Source organism: Kocuria oceani (genome assembly GCF_029524215.1).
In the GTDB taxonomy this organism is placed as follows: Bacteria; Actinomycetota; Actinomycetes; order Actinomycetales; family Micrococcaceae; genus Kocuria; species Kocuria oceani.
Window position 1 is genome coordinate 212,435 of record NZ_JARAMH010000002.1, and the last position, 17,639, is coordinate 230,073.

The 17,639-nt window shown below is 74.6% G+C and carries 14 protein-coding genes and 1 tRNA gene; 12 read left to right on the forward strand and 3 right to left on the reverse strand.

Annotated features, from left to right (window positions below; all coding sequences use genetic code 11):
• Nucleotides 1-61: 61 nt before the first annotated feature.
• Nucleotides 62-454 (forward strand): hypothetical protein, encoded by a 393-nt coding sequence (locus PU704_RS02910; protein WP_053004779.1) that lies wholly within the window; start codon nucleotides 62-64, stop codon nucleotides 452-454.
• A 9-nt stretch (nucleotides 455-463) separates the two neighbouring features.
• Here PU704_RS02910 and PU704_RS02915 read toward each other — a convergent pair whose 3' ends face one another.
• Both PU704_RS02915 and PU704_RS02920 read right to left on the reverse strand, forming a co-directional pair.
• Nucleotides 464-1,858 carry an APC family permease gene (locus PU704_RS02915; protein ID WP_277550062.1) on the reverse strand — a complete coding sequence of 465 codons (1,395 nt, stop codon included), beginning with the start codon at nucleotides 1,856-1,858 and terminating at the stop codon, nucleotides 464-466.
• Nucleotides 1,859-2,009: 151 nt separating this feature from the next.
• Nucleotides 2,010-2,082, reverse strand: a tRNA-Arg gene (locus PU704_RS02920).
• A gap of 105 nt (nucleotides 2,083-2,187) precedes the next feature.
• Between PU704_RS02920 and argS the strand changes: the two genes are divergently transcribed.
• The 9 genes from argS to PU704_RS02965 all read left to right on the forward strand — a co-directional run bounded on the left by argS (nucleotide 2,188) and on the right by PU704_RS02965 (nucleotide 14,553).
• Entirely contained in the window at nucleotides 2,188-3,858 is a 1,671-nt protein-coding gene (gene argS, locus PU704_RS02925; protein ID WP_277550063.1) for an arginine--tRNA ligase, read from the forward strand.
• 4 nt (nucleotides 3,859-3,862) lie between these two features.
• Nucleotides 3,863-5,311, forward strand: coding sequence for a diaminopimelate decarboxylase (gene lysA, locus PU704_RS02930; RefSeq protein WP_277550064.1), 1,449 nt, complete (start codon nucleotides 3,863-3,865; stop codon nucleotides 5,309-5,311).
• Nucleotides 5,312-6,634 carry a homoserine dehydrogenase gene (locus PU704_RS02935; protein WP_075871296.1) on the forward strand — a complete coding sequence of 441 codons (1,323 nt, stop codon included), beginning with the start codon at nucleotides 5,312-5,314 and terminating at the stop codon, nucleotides 6,632-6,634.
• A 92-nt stretch (nucleotides 6,635-6,726) separates the two neighbouring features.
• Nucleotides 6,727-7,836 (forward strand): threonine synthase, encoded by a 1,110-nt coding sequence (gene thrC, locus PU704_RS02940; protein WP_277550065.1) that lies wholly within the window; start codon nucleotides 6,727-6,729, stop codon nucleotides 7,834-7,836.
• A gap of 6 nt (nucleotides 7,837-7,842) precedes the next feature.
• Nucleotides 7,843-8,799 (forward strand): homoserine kinase, encoded by a 957-nt coding sequence (gene thrB, locus PU704_RS02945; RefSeq protein WP_277550066.1) that lies wholly within the window; start codon nucleotides 7,843-7,845, stop codon nucleotides 8,797-8,799.
• 324 nt (nucleotides 8,800-9,123) lie between these two features.
• Nucleotides 9,124-11,373 carry a transcription termination factor Rho gene (gene rho / locus PU704_RS02950; protein WP_277550067.1) on the forward strand — a complete coding sequence of 750 codons (2,250 nt, stop codon included), beginning with the start codon at nucleotides 9,124-9,126 and terminating at the stop codon, nucleotides 11,371-11,373.
• A 139-nt stretch (nucleotides 11,374-11,512) separates the two neighbouring features.
• Nucleotides 11,513-12,595: a peptide chain release factor 1 gene (gene prfA / locus PU704_RS02955; RefSeq protein ID WP_047802512.1), complete on the forward strand. Its 1,083-nt coding sequence runs from the start codon at nucleotides 11,513-11,515 to the stop codon at nucleotides 12,593-12,595.
• Between the two features lie 16 nt (nucleotides 12,596-12,611).
• A complete protein-coding gene (gene prmC / locus PU704_RS02960) occupies nucleotides 12,612-13,517 on the forward strand; it encodes a peptide chain release factor N(5)-glutamine methyltransferase (RefSeq protein WP_277550068.1) in 906 nt (301 codons plus the stop codon).
• A gap of 4 nt (nucleotides 13,518-13,521) precedes the next feature.
• The gene (locus PU704_RS02965; protein WP_277550069.1) at nucleotides 13,522-14,553 is read left to right on the forward strand and encodes an L-threonylcarbamoyladenylate synthase; all 1,032 of its coding nucleotides are present in this window, start codon (nucleotides 13,522-13,524) and stop codon (nucleotides 14,551-14,553) included.
• A 141-nt stretch (nucleotides 14,554-14,694) separates the two neighbouring features.
• On the opposite strand, the gene PU704_RS02970 is transcribed toward PU704_RS02965, so the two are convergent.
• A complete protein-coding gene (locus PU704_RS02970; protein ID WP_277550070.1) occupies nucleotides 14,695-15,666 on the reverse strand; it encodes an NAD-dependent epimerase/dehydratase family protein in 972 nt (323 codons plus the stop codon).
• Between the two features lie 170 nt (nucleotides 15,667-15,836).
• On the opposite strand from PU704_RS02970, the gene PU704_RS02975 reads away from it, so the two are divergent.
• Together PU704_RS02975 and PU704_RS02980 are read left to right on the forward strand one after the other, a co-directional pair.
• Entirely contained in the window at nucleotides 15,837-16,748 is a 912-nt protein-coding gene (locus tag PU704_RS02975) for a glycosyltransferase (protein WP_277550071.1), read from the forward strand.
• A complete protein-coding gene (locus PU704_RS02980; RefSeq protein WP_277550072.1) occupies nucleotides 16,745-17,590 on the forward strand; it encodes a glycosyltransferase in 846 nt (281 codons plus the stop codon). Before PU704_RS02975 ends, PU704_RS02980 begins: the two co-directional genes overlap by 4 nt.
• Nucleotides 17,591-17,639: the final 49 nt, after the last annotated feature.

Here is a 17,639-nt window from a genome sequence, read left to right on the forward strand (position 1 = left end):
GGACACGGCCCGCCCCGTCGCCGTTCCCCGCGCGACCCCACCAGCCCAGGAGGCCCCGACCGTGCCCGAGTCCACCGAGCAGCAGCGCGCCCGCCGCCGACGCACCGGGGGGTGGATGCTGGCCGTGGGGGTGGTGGCGCTGTTCGCCTCCACGTTCACGGTGCCCGAGGCGCTCCACGACCTGGCCCGCGTCTCGGCCGGGCAGGAGGCCGGGCTGACCACGCGCGGGGTGGTGGTCACCGTGGTGGGAGCTGCGACCCTGCTCGGCGGCGGGGCCCTCGCGATCCTCGGCTTCAACTGGCGGCGGTCGGTGGGGGAGGGCCCCCACCCGGAGGACCTGCTGCTCGACGAGCAGTTCGGCGACGCGCCCGTGCGCCCGTACGACCCCGACGAGCTCCGCCGCCGGCCGCGGCGCCTCGATCCCGAGGACGGGCCGCGGGACGACCGGTCCTGACCCCGTGGGTCAGCCGCCCAGGCCCGTCCGGCCGGAGGCGTCCTCCGCGGCCGCCGGGGAGACCCCGTCCGCGGTGGCGTCCTCGCGGCCCGGGGCCCCGGGGCGCCGGCCGGTCAGCCGGGCGACGGCGTAGAGCAGGGCCCCGGCCCCGATCAGGATCCCGCCGCGCCACCACACCTCGGCGCTCTGCTGGGACAGCAGGACGAGGCAGGACAGCACGGCCAGCACGGGCAGCGGCGTCCAGGCGCGGAAGTGCTCGTGCGACACCGGCTCCCGCCGCAGCACGAGCACGGCGATGTTGGAGCTGAGGAAGACGAACAGCAGCAGCAGCACCAGGGTCTCGGCCAGGACCACGACCCCGCCGGTGGTGGTGAGCACGACGGCCACGGCCGTGGTCGCGGCGATCGCCGCCCAGGGGGTGCCGCGCCGCGGCAGGACCCGCCGGAAGGCCCCGGGGAGCAGCCCCTGCACCCCCATGCCGTAGGCCAGCCGGCTGGCCATGATCATGGTCAGCAGGGCACCGTTGGCCACCGCGACGAGCGCGATGAGGCTGAACAGCCAGCCCGGGACGGCGATGCCGGAGGCGGCGACGACGTCGAGCAGCGGGGCGCTCGAGGCCGCGAGCCGCTCCGCCGGCAGCACGACGGACGCCGCCGTGCCCACCAGCACGTACATCACCCCGGCCGCCGCCAGCGCGCCGAACAGCGCCCGAGGGTAGGTGCGCGAGGGCTCCCGGAGCTCCTCCGCGACGTTGGCGGAGGTCTCGAAGCCCACGAAGGAGTAGTAGGCCAGCAGCGCCCCGCCGAGGACCGCAGGCAGCGGGTCCACGCCCTCCCCGAAGCTCAGCGCCCGACCGGGGTCGCCCTCGCCCCGGCCGAGCAGGAGGGCCGCGGCGACGACGACGATCAGCAGGCCGGTCAGCTCCACCGCGGTCATGACGACGTTGGCCCGCAGGGACTCCTTGATGCCGCGCGCGTTGAGCAGGGCCACCAGGACCAGGAAGACCGCGGCGCCGGCCGTCGGCGGGACGTCGAGGAAGACCGAGAGGTAGTCGCCGCTGAAGGCCAGGGCCAGGGCGGCCGCGCTGACCACGCCGGCCGCGAGCATGCAGAACCCGACGAGGTAGGAGACGAGGGGCACGCCGAAGGCCCGCTCGGCGAACACCGCCGCGCCCCCCGCCCTCGGGTACTTGGTGACCAGTTCGGCGTAGGAGGCCGCGGTCAGCAGCGCCAGCACCAGGGCCAGCAGCATGGGCGCCCAGGTCACGCCCCCGACCCGGCCCGCGATGGTGCCCACCAGGGCGTAGACGCCGGCGCCGAGGACGTCGCCGAGGATGAACAGGAACAGGAGCGGTCCCGTGATGTCCCGCTTCAGGGCGGAACCGACAGTGTGCTGTTGAGTCATGGGGGGCACTCTATGCGCCCCGCCGGGCGGGGGCGTGCGGCCGGGGCGCGGGCACGCCGGAGGGGCGACAGAGAGGGGCGACAGCGAGGTCGACAGGCGGGACGACACAGGGCCCCGGACCGTTCGGTCCGGGGCCCTGTGTCGTACGGGGTGCCCGCGGTAGGATTCGAACCTACGGCCTTCTGCTCCGGAGGCAGACGCTCTATCCCCTGAGCTACGCGGGCCTTTCACCGCCTCAGCGATGAACCTCGACGATACTAGCAGGTTTTGCGCGGCTGTCGTTCCCCGTCCGGCACGGGGCCTGTGGGGCGCCCGGTTACACTGGTCCGGTGACTCCAGAACAACTTTCTCTCGCTGTATCCGCATGCCTGCAGGACGCCGTGGCCCAGGGCGATCTCGCCCTCGCCGACGGCGCCGCGCTGCCGGAGGTGCGCATCGAGCGACCGAAGAACCGGGAGCACGGGGACTGGGCGACGAACGTCGCCATGCAGCTGGCCAAGAAGGTGGGCAGGGCCCCCCGCGACGTCGCCGCCGTCGTGCAGGACCGGCTGCAGGGCACCCCGGGCGTGGCCGCCGTGGACGTGGCCGGCCCGGGATTCCTCAACATCACCCTCGACGCCGCCGCCGCCGCCGGGATCGCCCGCACCGTGGTGGAGCAGGGGGAGGCCTTCGGCCGGGCGGACTCGCTGGCGGGGACGTCCATCAACCTCGAGTTCGTCTCGGCGAACCCCACCGGCCCGGTGCACCTGGGCGGCACGCGCTGGGCCGCCGTCGGAGACTCCCTCGCGCGGGTGCTCGAGGCGCAGGGTGCGGAGGTGGTGCGGGAGTACTACTTCAACGACGCCGGCGCGCAGATCGACCGCTTCGCCCGCTCCCTGCTGGCCCGCGCCCAGGGCCTGCCCGCCCCGGAGGACGGCTACGGCGGGGAGTACATCACCGAGATCGCCGAGCGGATCGTGGCCGAGAACCCCGGCGTGCTCGACTCCGGGGACCCCCAGGAGGGCTTCCGGGCCGCCGGGGTGGAGCTGATGTTCGCGGAGATCAAGTCCTCGCTGCACGAGTTCGGCGTGGACTTCGACGTGTACTTCCACGAGCAGTCGCTGTTCAGCAACGGCGCGGTGGAGGGTCTGCTGGAGCAGCTCAAGTCCTCCGGCGCCCTCTACTTCGCGGACGGGGCGTGGTGGCTGCGCTCCAGCGCCTACGGCGACGACAAGGACCGGGTGGTCGTCAAGTCCGACGGCCAGGCCGCCTACATCGCCGGGGACATCGCCTACTTCAAGAACAAGCGGGACCGCGGCGCGGACCTGTGCATCTACATGCTCGGCGCCGACCACCACGGCTACGTGGCCCGGCTCAAGGCCGCCGCGGCCGCCCTGGGCGACGCCCCGGAGCGGGTGGAGGTGCTGATCGGCCAGATGGTCAACCTGGTCAAGGACGGCGTGCCGGTGCGGATGTCCAAGCGGGCCGGCACGGTGGTGACCATGGAGGACCTCGTCGAGGCCGTCGGCGTGGACGCCGCCCGCTACTCGCTGACCCGGTTCTCCGTGGACTCCAACATCGACGTCGACCTGGACCTGCTGACCCGCCGCTCCAACGAGAACCCGGTCTTCTACGTCCAGTACGCCCACGCCCGCACCTGCGCCGTGGGCCGCAACGCCGAGGCCGCCGGGGTGTCCCGCACCGGGGCGGACGGCGAGGCCGTGTTCGACGCCGCCCTGCTCGACCACCCGACGGAGGGCGAGCTGCTCGCCGCCCTGGGCCAGTACCCCTCGGTGCTCGCGCAGGCCGCCGAGTTCCGGGAGCCGCACCGGGTGGCCCGCCACCTGGAGGTCCTCGCCGGGACCTACCACCGCTGGTACGACGTCTGCCGCGTGGCCCCGCAGGGCGACGACGGCGTCACCGACCTGCACCGCACCCGGCTGTGGCTCAACGACGCCGCGCGCCAGGTCCTGGCCAACGGCCTGGGCCTGCTCGGCGTGTCGGCCCCCGAGAGGATGTGATCGCATGACCGCCCACCCCACCACCCGCCCCGGGGGCTCGCCCCTGGCCCCGCCGTGGCTCAGCGTGCCCGAGGACCTCGACGCGCTCGACCCGGCCATCTGGCCCGAGGCGTTCCGGCGCGACGCCGAGGGAGCGCTGACCGTGGCCGGGATCCCCGCCACGGAGCTCGCCGAGCGCTACGGCACCCCCTCCTACGTCTATTCCGAGGACACCTTCCGGGCGCGCGCCCGGGAGTTCCGCACGGCCTTCACCGAGGCGTTCGCGCGGATCGGGGCGGAGGTCTCCGTCTACTACGCCGGGAAATCCTTCCTGACCACCGAGGTGGTGCGCTGGATCCGCGAGGAGGGGCTCAACGTCGACACCTCCTCGGGCGGGGAGCTGGCCGTGGCCCTGCGCGGCGGCATGGAGCCGGCCCGGATCGCGCTGCACGGCAACAACAAGTCGGCCGCCGAGATCACCCGTGCCCTCGACAACGGGCTCGGGCGGATCGTGGTGGACTCCCTCGCCGAGATCGAGCTCGTCGCGCGCCTGGCGCGCACCCTGGGCGTCGTGGCGCCGGTGATGATCCGGGTGACCCCGGGGGTGCACGCCTCCACGCACGAGTTCATCGCCACCGCCCACGAGGACCAGAAGTTCGGCCTGTCCCTGGCCGCGCCCGAGGGCGGCGGGGACAGCCCCGCGATGCAGGCCGTCGCCGCCTGCGTGGTGGACCCCGACCTCGACCTGCGCGGCCTGCACTGCCACATCGGCTCCCAGATCTTCGACGCCGACGGCTTCGGCAAGGCCGCGGAGCGGGTGCTGACCTTCATGGCACTGGCCGACGAGCGCTTCGGACTGACCCTGCCGGAGCTCGACCTCGGCGGCGGCTACGGCATCGCCTACACCGAGGCGGACACCCCGCGCCCGGCACGCGAGATCGCCGAGTCCCTGGCGGACCAGGTGGCCGCCACGGCCCGGTCCCTGCACATGGCGGTCCCGCACCTGTCCATCGAGCCCGGCCGGGCGATCTCCGGGCCCGCCGCGTGCACCCTCTACACCGTGGGCACGCTGAAGACCGTGACCGTCGAGGACGGCGCCCGGCGGCGCTACGTGTCGGTGGACGGCGGAATGAGCGACAACGCCCGTCCCGTGCTCTACGGCGCGGACTACACCGCCGTGCTCGCCAACCGCCGTGCCGAGGGCGCCCCCGTGCTCTCCCGGGTGGTCGGCAAGCACTGCGAGTCCGGGGACGTCGTGGTCCGCGACGTCTACCTGCCCGAGGACCTCGCCCCCGGCGACGTCCTGGCCGTGCCGGCCACGGGGGCCTACTGCTGGGCCCTGGCCAGCAACTACAACTGGATCGCCCGCCCGCCGGTCGTCGCCGTGCGCACCGCCGCGGACGGGCCCGAGGCCCGGCTCATCGTGCGGGGCGAGACCGAAGATGACCTGTTCGCCCGCGACCTGGGAGCCTGATTGAGCGACTCGACCCCCGCGACCCCCCGCCCGACCACGACCGTGAAGGTCGCCCTGCTCGGGGCAGGAAACGTCGGCGCCGAGGTGGCCCGCATCCTGCTCGACCACGGCACCGAGATGGCCGCCCGCGTGGGCGCCCCCCTCGAGCTGGCCGGCATCGCCGTGCGGGACCTCGCCGCGCGGCGCACGGTGGAGCTGCCCGAGGAGCTGTTCACCACCGACGCCGAGGCCCTCATCGACGCCGCGGACGTGGTCATCGAGCTCACCGGCGGCATCGAGCCCGCCCGCAGCCGCATCCTGCGCGCCCTGCACGCGGGAAAGCCCGTGATCTCGGGCAACAAGGCGCTCATCGCCCGGCACGGCCGCCAGCTGCAGGACGCGGCCGACGACGCCGGGGTGCCGCTCTCCTACGAGGCCGCCGTGGCCGGGGCGATCCCGATCGTGCGGCCCATGGCCGACTCCCTGGCGGGGGACCGGGTGGACCGCGTGCTGGGCATCATGAACGGCACCACCAACTACATCCTCGACCAGATGGACACCACGGGCGCGCAGTTCGACGACGCGCTCGCGGAGGCCCAACGGCTGGGCTACGCCGAGGCGGACCCGACCGCCGACGTCGAGGGCCACGACGCCGCGGCCAAGGCCGCGATCCTGGCGTCCCTGGCCTTCCACTCCACCTACACCATCGACGACGTCTACTGCCGCGGCATCACCGGCGTCACCGCCGAGGACGTCGCCGCGGCCGCGGAGGCCGGCTACGTCATCAAGCTCCTCGCCGTCTGCGAGCGCTGCGCGGGCGGCGTGAACCTGCGGGTCACCCCCACCATGATCCCGCGCGAGCACCCCCTGGCCGGCGTGCACGGGGCCTACAACGCCGTGTTCGTCGAGGCCGCGAACGCCGGGTCCCTGATGTTCTACGGCGCCGGCGCCGGCGGCGCCCCCACCGCCTCCGCCGTGCTGGGGGACTTCGTCTCGGCGGCCCGCCGCCTGGTGCTGGGAGCCCCCGCCCAGGGCGCGGAGCCGCACGCACAGCTGCCCGCGGTGCCCATGGACGACGTGCGCACCAGCTTCTCCATCACCCTCACCGTGCAGGACCGGCTCGGCGTCCTGGCCCGGATCGCCCAGGTCTTCGCCGACCACGGCGTGTCCATCCACACGATGCAGCAGAAGGACGACCCGCACGGGTCCACGCAGCGCTCCGAGATCCGCCTGGTGACCCACCGGGGCTCGAACAAGGACCTCGTGGCCACCGTGGAGTCCCTGCGCGAACTGCCCTTCGTCGAGGACGTCACCGGCGTGATCCGCGTGGAGCACGCCGACTGACTCCCCGGCGGCGCCCTCCCGCACGGCGCCGCCCTCCCGGGGCACCAGCACCCCACCGCACCCTCCGCAGTCCACAGGAAGAGATCCAGCACATGGCACACGTCTGGCAGGGCGTCATCAACGAGTACCGGGACCGGCTGCCGGTCACCGACTCCACCGAGGTCATCACCATGGGGGAGGGCGGCACGCCGCTCATCCGCGCCCGCGCCCTGTCGGAGCTCACCGGCAACACGGTCTGGCTGAAGTTCGAGGGGATGAACCCGACCGGTTCGTTCAAGGACCGGGGCATGACCATGGCGATCACCAAGGCCAAAGAGGAGGGCGCCGAGGCCGTCGTGTGCGCCTCGACCGGCAACACCTCGGCGTCCGCCGCGGCCTACGCGAAGCAGGCCGGTCTCACCTGCGCGGTGCTCGTGCCCGAGGGACGGATCGCCATGGGCAAGCTCTCCCAGGCGGTGGCGCACGGGGCGGACATCCTCCAGGTGGACGGCAACTTCGACAACTGCCTGGAGGTCGCGCGCAAGCTCTCCGAGTCATACCCCGTGTTCCTGGTGAACTCCGTGAACCCCCACCGGATCGAGGGGCAGAAGACCGGCGCGTTCGAGGTGGTCGACACCCTCGGCGACGCCCCGGACTACCACCTGCTGCCGGTGGGCAACGCGGGCAACATCACCGCGTACTGGAAGGGCTACCAGGAGTACGCCCGGCCCTACGACTCCGCGACCGCCGGGCAGCTGCCGGCCGCGTCGACGAAGCTGCCCGTGCTGTGGGGCTTCCAGGCCGAGGGCGCCGCCCCGCTGGTGCTCGGCCACCCGGTCACCGAGCCCGAGACCATCGCCACCGCCATCCGGATCGGCAACCCGGCGTCCTGGGACACCGCGATCGCCGCCCGGGACGAGTCCGGCGGGCTCATCGGCTCCGTCTCCGACGACGAGATCCTCGCCGCCCACCGCTGGCTCTCCGCGCAGGAGGGCGTGTTCGTGGAGCCCGGCTCCGCCGCGGGCGTGGCCGGGCTGCTCCAGAAGCACGCCGCCGGCGAGGCGCCCACCGGTGCCACGATCGTGATCACCGTGACCGGCCACGGGCTGAAGGACCCGCAGTGGGCGGTGAAGGCCGCCGAGCTGGAGGACCCCTCGCTGGTCGAGCCGAAGCGCGTGCCGTTCGACGTCGTGGCCGTGGCCGCGGCGCTGGGCCTGGAGTAGGCGCGGATGTTCGAGATCGGGCAGCGGGTCGAGCTGAGCGTGCCCGGGTCCACGGGCAACGTGGGCCCCGGCTACGACAGCCTGGGACTGGCGCTCGGCCACTACGACGACCTCGCGGTGACGGTGACCGGGGCGGGACTGGAGTTCGAGCTGCACGGCGAGGGCGCCCAGGCCGTGCCCCGCACCGCGGAGCACCTGGTGGTGCGCGCCATGCGCGCCGCCTTCCGCGCCGCGGGCGTCGAGGACCTGCCCGGACTGCGGCTCGAGGCGACCAACCGCATCCCGCACGGACGGGGCATGGGCTCGAGCGCCTCCGCCGTGGTGGCGGGCGTGCTCGCGGCGAACGCGCTGCTGCCCGCCGGGCGCGCCCTGGACGACCGCCGGCTGCTGCAGGTCGCCGCCGCGATGGAGGGCCACCCGGACAACGTGGCCCCGTCCCTCTACGGCGGCCTCGTCATCTCCTGGAGCGGGCCCGACGGCTACCGCAGCGCCCCCGTGACCGTGCACGAGGACGTGGTGCCGGTGGTCGCGATCCCCGACTACGAGGTCCCCACCCGGCTCGCACGGTCCCTGGTGCCCGCGACCGTCCCGCACCACGACGCCTCGGTCAACGCCGGGCGAACGGCCCTGCTCGTCGAGGCCATGACCCGCCGCCCCGAGCTGCTGCTGCCGGCCACCGAGGACCGGCTGCACCAGCCGTACCGGGCCTCGGCGATGCCCCCGAGCGCCCGCCTCATGGCGGCCCTGCGGGACCGGGGGCTGCCCGCCATGATCTCCGGCGCCGGCCCGACGGTCCTGGTCCTGGCCGCGGGCCCGGCGCAGGCGGCGGCGACCGAGAGCGCCCTGACGGAGCTCACCCGGGCCGGCGCCGACGCCCCGGGAGTCTCCTGGCGTGTCCTGCGTCTGCGGGTCGACGGGCAGGGTGCTAAGCTGGAGAAGCACCCGCAGAAGATCCAGGGGTAGGAGACCGCGCCCGGCGCGGTGAGGACAGCGGGCACCATGAGGGGCGTCGCCCCGGGCGGATGCCCTCGATCTCTCGCCTCCACCGCTCCGATCCCCCGGTGATCCCCCGCCGGCACCTGCTTCCACGATGCCGACGGTGCACCGGCCCGCTCTCTGCGGACCGGGGCGCACCACGATCTGACGGGTGACACCATGTTCGCCCAGGCTGCCGCGCCCTGAAGTGCGCCCCGCCGCCGGCGGCCCGCGTGCGCGGCCCGCCGGGAACCCATCACGGTCCTGGACTCTGAGATCCACGGACCCCCCACCGAGGGAGAAGGACACTTCGTGACCGAGACCACCGACCTTTCCACGGGTACGGAAGAGACCACCACCGACACCAGGAACGCGGGCCTGTCCGCGCTCAAGCTGGCCCAGCTCCAGGCGCTCGCCTCCCAGCTCGGCATCACCGGCGCCCGCCGGATGCGCAAGAGCCTGCTGGTCGACGCGATCGCCGCCCACCAGCGCGGCGGCGCCGTGGCCGACCGCGACCGCGCGGTCGAGCAGAAGATCGCCCAGACGGTGGAGAAGACCGCCGACCAGCAGCCCGCCGCTCCCGCCGAGCGTCCCGCGGAGGACTCCGGCCGGCCCGCCGCGGCGGGGCAGCCCGACGGCGAGCAGGGCGGCCAGGACGCCCCGCCGCAGCGGCGCACCCGCTCCCGCCGGGCCACCAGCACCGGCGTGGTGGCCCCCGCGGAGCAGGACGGCTCCACGCGTCCGGCCGAGGCCGGCGAGCCGTACGGCCAGTCCGCCCCCGAGCAGTCCACCTCCGCGCAGTCCGGCCCCGAGCAGTCCGGCGAGGACGCCTCCGGCTCGGAGGGTGAGGGCGGCCGCGGCCGCAGCCGCAACCGGCGCAACCGCAGCCGTGAGGACAACGGCGGCAACGGTCAGGAGAGCTCGCAGCGCGCCGAGGAGTCCCGTCCCGCGGCCGAGGGCCGTGACGAGGACCAGAAGCAGGACCGCAGCCGCAACCAGAACCGCGGCCAGGACAACCGGGGCCAGGACAACCGCCAGGACAAGGGCGGTCAGGACAACCGGGGCCAGGACAAGGGCGGCCAGGACAACCGCCAGGACAAGGGCGGCCAGGACAAGAACGACGGCCGCGGCAAGGGCGGCAGGTCCCAGGAGTCGAAGGGCCAGGACAACCGCCAGGACAACCGTGGCCAGGACAAGAACGGTCAGGACAACCGCGGCCAGGACAACCGGGGCCAGGACAAGAACGGCCAGGACGGGGAGGGCGGCAGCCGACGCAGCCGCCGCAACCGCAACCGCAACGACCGGGACCGGGACCGCAACGACCGCGCCGAGCGCAACGAGCGCCGCAACCGGCGGGGGCGCAGCTCCGGCCCCGAGGTGGACGACACGGAGTTCACCGAGGACGACGTGCTGCTGCCCGTGGCGGGCATCCTGGACGTGCTGGACAACTACGCGTTCGTGCGCACGTCCGGCTACCTGCCGGGCCCGAACGACGTCTACGTCAGCCTCGCCCAGGTCAAGAAGCACAACCTGCGCAAGGGTGACGCGGTGGTGGGCGCGATCCGGGCCCCCCGCGACGGCGAGCAGCAGAACAACACGCGGCAGAAGTTCAACGCCCTCGTCCAGCTGACCACGGTCAACGGCAAGAAGGCCGAGGACAACAGGGACCGGGTGGACTTCGGCAAGCTGATCCCGCTCTACCCGCAGGAGCGGCTGCGCCTGGAGACGGAGCCCAAGAAGATCGGGCCCCGCGTCGTCGACCTCGTCGCGCCCATCGGCAAGGGTCAGCGCGGCCTGATCGTCTCCCCGCCCAAGGCCGGCAAGACGCTGATGCTGCAGGCGATCGCCAACGCGATCACCACGAACAACCCCGAGGTCCACCTCATGATGGTGCTCGTCGACGAGCGCCCCGAGGAGGTCACGGACATGCAGCGCACCGTGAAGGGCGAGGTCATCGCCTCGACCTTCGACCGCCCGGCCGACGACCACACCACGGTCGCCGAGCTGGCGATCGAGCGGGCCAAGCGCCTGGTGGAGATGGGCATGGACGTGGTGGTCCTGCTGGACTCCATGACCCGCCTGGGCCGTGCGTACAACCTCTCGGCCCCCGCCTCCGGCCGCATCCTGTCCGGCGGCGTGGACTCCGCGGCGCTGTACCCGCCGAAGAAGTTCTTCGGCGCGGCCCGCAACATCGAGAACGGCGGCTCGCTGACCATCCTCGCGACCGCCCTGGTGGAGACCGGGTCCAAGATGGACGAGGTCATCTTCGAGGAGTTCAAGGGCACCGGCAACATGGAGCTGCGCCTGTCCCGTTCGCTCGCGGACAAGCGGATCTACCCGGCCGTGGACGTCAACTCCTCGGGCACCCGCCGTGAGGAGAACCTGCTCTCGCCCGACGAGATCAAGATCATGTGGAAGCTGCGCCGGGTGCTCTCCGGCCTGGACCAGCAGCAGGCGCTGGAGCTGCTCACGAACAAGCTGCGGGACACCCAGTCCAACACCGAGTTCCTGCTCCAGGTGCAGAAGACCACGCTGTCGGCCCGCTCCGAGAGCGACCGCTAGCGCACCCGCTGCCGCCGCGGCCCGCACCGGACACCCGGTCCGGGCCGCGGCGGCGTCGTCGTGTCCGGGCCCCGCGCCCGCGACCCGGCGCCGTCGTCCCCGCCGCCGTCGTCCCCGCCGCCCGAAGAAGGAGCGTCCCATGCCGGACCCGATCCAGTCCCTGCTCGACGAGCACGCCGAGCTGCAGCGCCAGCTCGCCGACCCCGCGGTGCACGCCGAGCCGGGCAGGGCCCGGAAGCTGGGACGCCGCTACGCCGAGCTCAACGGCATCGCCGAGACCCACCAGCGGGTGCGGCGTCTGGAGGAGGACCTCGGAGCCGCACGGGAGCTCGCCGACGAGGAGCCGGAGTTCGCCGAGGAGATCCCCGCGCTGGAGGAGCAGCTCACCGCGGCGCGGGAGCGGCTGCGCCGGCTGCTCGTGCCCCGCGACCCGGACGACGGGCGCAACGTCATCCTGGAGGTCAAGGCGGGGGAGGGCGGGGACGAGTCCGCGCTGTTCGCCGGGGACCTGCTGCGGATGTACCTCAAGTACGCGGAGGCCCGCGGCTGGAAGACCGAGTTCATCTCCACCAACGAGTCCGACCTCGGCGGGTACAAGGACGTCCAGGTGGCCATCAAGTCCACCGCCACGGACCCCGCCGAGGGCGTGTGGGCCCGCCTGAAGTACGAGGGCGGGGTGCACCGCGTCCAGCGGGTGCCCGTCACCGAGTCGCAGGGCCGGATCCACACCTCGGCGGCCGGGGTGCTGGTCTTCCCGGAGGTCGACGAGCCGGAGGAGGTGGAGATCAGCCAGAACGACCTGAAGATCGACGTCTACCGGTCCTCGGGCCCCGGCGGGCAGTCCGTGAACACCACCGACTCCGCCGTGCGCATCACCCACCTGCCCACGGGCATCGTGGTGGCCATGCAGAACGAGAAGTCGCAGCTGCAGAACCGTGAGGCCGCGATGCGGGTGCTGCGCGCCCGCATCCTGGCCCACCAGCAGGAGCAGGTCGACGCGGAGAACGCCGCGCAGCGCCGCTCCCAGGTGCGCACCATGGACCGCTCCGAGCGGATCCGCACCTACAACTTCCCGGAGAACCGGATCAACGACCACCGCACCGGGTACAAGGCCTACAACCTCGACCACGTGATGGCCGGGGACCTCGAACCGGTGGTGCGATCCGCGATCGAGATGGACGAGCAGGCCCGGCTCGAGGCCATCGGCCGGCAGGACGGCTGAGGGCGGGGGCGCGGGCATGCACAGGTCGCTGGGCCAGGCGGTGCGCTGGGCGGAGCAGGTCCTCGCCGAGGCGGGGATCGACTCCGCCCGCACGGACGCGCTGCTGCTCGCGGGCCACCTGCTGGGCCTGTCCCGCGGGGAGGTCGAGGCGCGCGCCATCATCGGCGGGGACGAACCGGAGGGCTACGCGAAGCTGGTCGCCGAACGGGCGCGCCGGGTCCCGCTGCAGCACCTCACCGGCGTCGCGCACTTCCGATACCTGACGCTGTCCGTCGGGCCCGGTGTGTTCGTGCCCCGGCCCGAGACGGAGACCGTGGTGCAGACCGTCGTGGACGAGCTGCGGAGGCAGCTGGCCGCGGGGGTGCACCGTCCCCGGGTGGTCGACCTGGGCACGGGCTCCGGGGCGATCGCCGCCTCGGTCGCCCACGAGGTGCCGCAGGCCCGGGTGCACGCCGTGGAACTGTCCGAGAGCGCCCACGCCTGGGCCGCGCGGAACCTGCGCGGCACCCGCACCGAGCTCGTCCGTGGCGACCTGCGCACCGCCTTCCCCGAGCTCGAGGGCCGCTGCGACGTGGTGGTCTCCAACCCCCCGTACATCCCGGCCGATGCGCTCCCGAGGGAGCCGGAGGCGCGCGAGCACGACCCGGAGCTCGCCCTGTACGGCGGCGGCGAGGACGGCCTCGAGCTGCCGCGGGCCGCCCTGGCCTCGGCCCTGCGGCTGCTGCGCCCGGGCGGGTTCTTCGTCATGGAGCACGCCGAGGTCCAGGCGGAGCCCGTCGCCCGCGCCTTCCGGGAGGCAGGCCTGGTGGACGTCGTGGGCCACCAGGACCTCACGGGACGGGACCGTGCCACCGCCGGACGGACCCCGGAGGCCGCCGCGCCGGCCCCGGACGGAACGGCCCCGGACGAGATGGGAGAATGACACCGTGAGCCACACCGTCTACGACTGCAGCAGCATCGCCCAGCGCACCGCCGGGCTCAAGCACGCCGCCCGGGCGCTGGCCGCGGACGCCTGCGTGGTGCTGCCCACCGACACCGTCTACGGCATCGGCGCCGACGCCTTCTCCGCCCGCGGCGTCGCGACCCTGCTCGCGGCGAAGGGCCGCTCACGGGCGATGCCCCCGCCCGTGCTCATCGCGCACGCCGGGGTGCTGGACGGGCTCGCGGACGAGGTGTCCGACGACGCCCGCGCGCTCGCCGCGGCCTTCTGGCCGGGCGGGCTGACCCTGATCCTGCACGCCCACCCGTCCCTGGGCTGGGACCTCGGCGAGACCCACGGCACCGTGGCCCTGCGCGTGCCCGACGACGAGCTGGCGCAGGCCCTGCTCATCGAGAGCGGTCCGCTGGCCGTCTCCTCGGCGAACCGCACCGGCCACCCGGCCGCCCTGAGCGCCGGGGCCGCGGTCGGGATGCTCGGCGAGGCCGTGGAGGTCTACCTCGACGACGGCCCGCGGCCCGCCGACCGGCCCGGCACCCCGGAGGGCGACCCCGTGTCGTCCTCGATCGTCGACTGCACCGGGGAGACCCCGCTGCTCGTGCGCCACGGCGCCGTGAGCCTGGCCCGGCTGCGCGCCGTGGTGCCCGCGGTGACGCCGGCGGACGGGGACGAGGAGCTCGAGGGCGCTCCCGCGGCGGCTCCCGCCGATGCCGCGGACCGGCCCGAGGGCTCCGGCTCCCACGCGGTGAGCGAGATCGACCCGGAGGCCGGCCCCGGTCCGGAGCCGGCCCCGGCACCCGCCCCGGCGGACCGTCCGGCCGCGCCCGCTCCGGCGCAGGCGGCCGCCGCGCAGGGCCTGGCGGCCTCGCTCGTGGCCCGCTCCGTGCCCGGGCCCGCGGCCCGCCCCGAGGTGGACCAGGACCGCACCCGGGCCCAGCACCCGGCCGCGCCCGGTCAGCCCCGGCCCCTGTCCGTCGACGAGGCCGCCCGGCTCGTGGCCCGGGGCCTGGACGGCTCCTGAGGCGGGTCCGCGGCGGGCCGGCGGAGCGCCGCATCCCCGCGTGCGGGCCGCCGGAGCGCCGCATCCCCGCGTGCGGGCCGCCGGAGCGCACCCCGCGCGGCCGCCGGCGGACCCGGGGACCGGACGGTCCCCGGCGCCGGCTCAGCGCCGGCCGACGGCCATGTGGGCCTGGCGCAGCACCTCGGTGATCCGCGGCTCCGGCAGCTCGCCGTGCTCCTCGGCCCAGCCGCGCACCTGGCGCTGCCCGAACCAGGTGACCTCCAGCCGGCGCACGAGCCCGTGCCAGCGGTTGCCGGCCAGGCCGGACACGGCGAAGCCGATGTCCACCGCGGCCCGGCACAGCAGCGCCGGGAGGTGCAGCGGCTCCCGGCGGCCGGCGTCCCGCAGGATCGAGGCGGTGGTCGCCCCCTCCCAGGGCTGCAGCAGGACCGGGGGCAGCTCCCCGGGGTGGCGCCCGGCGCGGGAGACGAACTCCGCCAGGGCGTGCACGGAGCTGACCGGCGTGGGCGCGGAGCCGTCGCCGGCCACGGAGCTCAGCCGCGAGGACGCGAAGCGGGCCAGCCGCGCGGTGGTGCGCCGGCCCGAGCCCTGCACCGAGGTGGCGCGCAGCGCCGTGAGGGCGGGGCCCCCCGGCTCGGCGGCCCAGTCCCGGCGCAGCTTCAGCAGGGCGCTCTCACCGAGCGCCTTGGAGAAGGAGTAGGGGGAGAAGGGCCGCACTGTGGGGGTCTCGTCCAGGACGTCGATGTCGCCCTGGACGGCGGCGCTGCTGAGGTGCACGACACGCCGCACGCTCGTGCGGCGGGCGGCGAGGGCCACGAGCACCGGCAGCAGCGCGTTGGCGCCCAGCAGCGATTCCTCGTGCGTCTGGTCCGGCGCCGCGAGACCGGCGGCGTTGACGACCACGTGGGCCCCTGCGAAGGACTCGGCGAGGTAGTCGATCACCGATTCGAGGCGCCCGGCCTGCTCCAGCAGGTGGTGGACGGTGTGCGCGCCGGACGCCAGGCGGGGGGCGGAGACCGGGACCACCGTCTGGCCGTCCGCCTGCAGCCGGGCCACGGTCGCGGAGCCCACGAACCCCGTCGCTCCCAGGACTGCCCACGTCGTCGATGTCACGGTGCTTCCTTCCCGCCGGTCTGCGCCGGTCGCCGTCGTCCGGGCCGGAGCCCCTGGGCTCATCGTACAGACCGGCCCCGGCCGCGCCCGGTTGCTAGACTCGGCACGATCCGGCGCCCACCCCGGCACCCTGCCGCGCCGGAGCCCGCTACCGCACCTGGAGGATCCGCATGCCGTCCGACCCCACGCCCACGGTGGCGGTGGCCTGCGTGACCCAGGACCGGCACGAGGACGTGCTGACGCTGGTGGCGGCGCTGCGGGCGCAGACGGTGCCGGTCGCGTCGCTGTGCCTCGTCGACGCGGGCCGCGAGGCGGTGCCCCGGGACGCGCTCGAGGAGGCGGTCGGCGGCCGGTTCGAGCTGCACCACGTGCGGTCCCTGGCCAACCTGGGCGGCGCCGGCGGGTTCTCCCTCGCGATCCTCACCGCGCTGGCCACCGGCGCGGACCGGGTGTGGCTCATGGACGACGACGCCCACCCGGAGCAGCCCGACTGCCTGGAGATCCTCCTGGAGGAGGCCGCGCGGCGGGAGCTCGCCGTGGTCTCCCCGCTGATCGTCGCCCCGCAGGACCACACCGCCCTGGCGTTCTCCTACCGGCTGGACGGGCGGCTCACGCACGCCCGCTCCGACCTCGAGCCGCTGGGCTTCCTGCCCGGGTACGCCACCTTCTTCAACGGCGCGCTCGTGGCCGAGGACGTGTTCTTCCGGGTGGGGCTGCCGGACCTCAAGCTGTTCCTGCGCGGGGACGAGGTGGACTTCCTGATCCGGCTTCGCCGCTCCGGCCTGCCGTTCGGCACCACCACCCTGGCGGCGGTGGCCCACCCGCCGGGCTGGGCCGAGGAGCACGTGGTGATCCCGGGCCGGCTCAAGGTCGTGGTGCCGGAGACCGCGTTCAAGCGGGCGCACTTCTTCCGCAACCGCGGCTGGACCACCTGGCGCTACAAGCGGCCGGTGCAGCTCGCGGCCGACCTCGTCGGCTACCCCCTGTACTACCTGCGCCGCCGGGACGTGCGCGGCCTGGCGTCCTGGGCCGGCCGCTACGTCGGCGGGATGCGCGGCCGGGGCTTCGGCGGGCCGCGGTGACGGCGGCCCCCGCGGCGGTGCCCGAGTTCTCCGTCCTGATGCCCGTGTACCGCGGCGACACGCCCGAACGGCTGCGCCGGGCCGCGGAGTCGACCACGGTGGAGCAGCAGCGTCCGCCGGCGGAGCTCGTCGTCGTGCGCGACGGCCCGGTCCCCGCGCCCCTCGAGGCGGAGCTGGGCCGGCTCGCCCGGGAGCTGCCCGTGCCCGTGGTGCGGGTCGACCTCGAGCGCAACGAGGGGCTCACCGCCGCCCTGAGCGCGGGCCTGGCCCAGTGCCGGCACGACGTCGTGGCGCGGATGGACGCCGACGACGTCTCCTACCCCCGCCGCTTCGCCGTGCAGCTGCCGGTGATCGAGGCGGGCGCCGACGTGGTCGGCTCCTCGATGCACGAGATCGGCGAGGACGAGGCCCGTCCGCTCGCGCTGCGGCGGGCCCCGGTGGGGCAGGACCGGATCCTGGCGGTCTCCCGGCGGCGCAACCCGCTCAGCCACCCGTCCGTGGTGTTCCGCCGCTCCGCCGTGACGGCGGTGGGCGGCTACGAGGACGTGCCGCTGGCGGAGGACTACTGGCTGTGGGTCCGGCTGCTGCGGGCGGGGGCGGACCTGCGCAACGTGGCCGAGCCGCTGGTGGGCTACCGCGTCTCGGCGGGGGCCTACGAGCGCCGCGGCGGCATGCGGATGTTCCGGGCCGACCTGGCCCTGCAGGCCCGCCTGCTGCGGTCCGGGCACGTCGGCTTCCTACAATGGGCCGTGAACGTCGGGGTCCGCGCGGGGTACCGCTTCGTCCCCACCCGGCTCCGGGAGCTCGCCTACCGGGCCATGGCCGGGACCGGCCGCCGGTGACCGCGGGCCCTGCGCCCCGCCCGCCGGCTCCGACCGCGAGCGGCCCCGA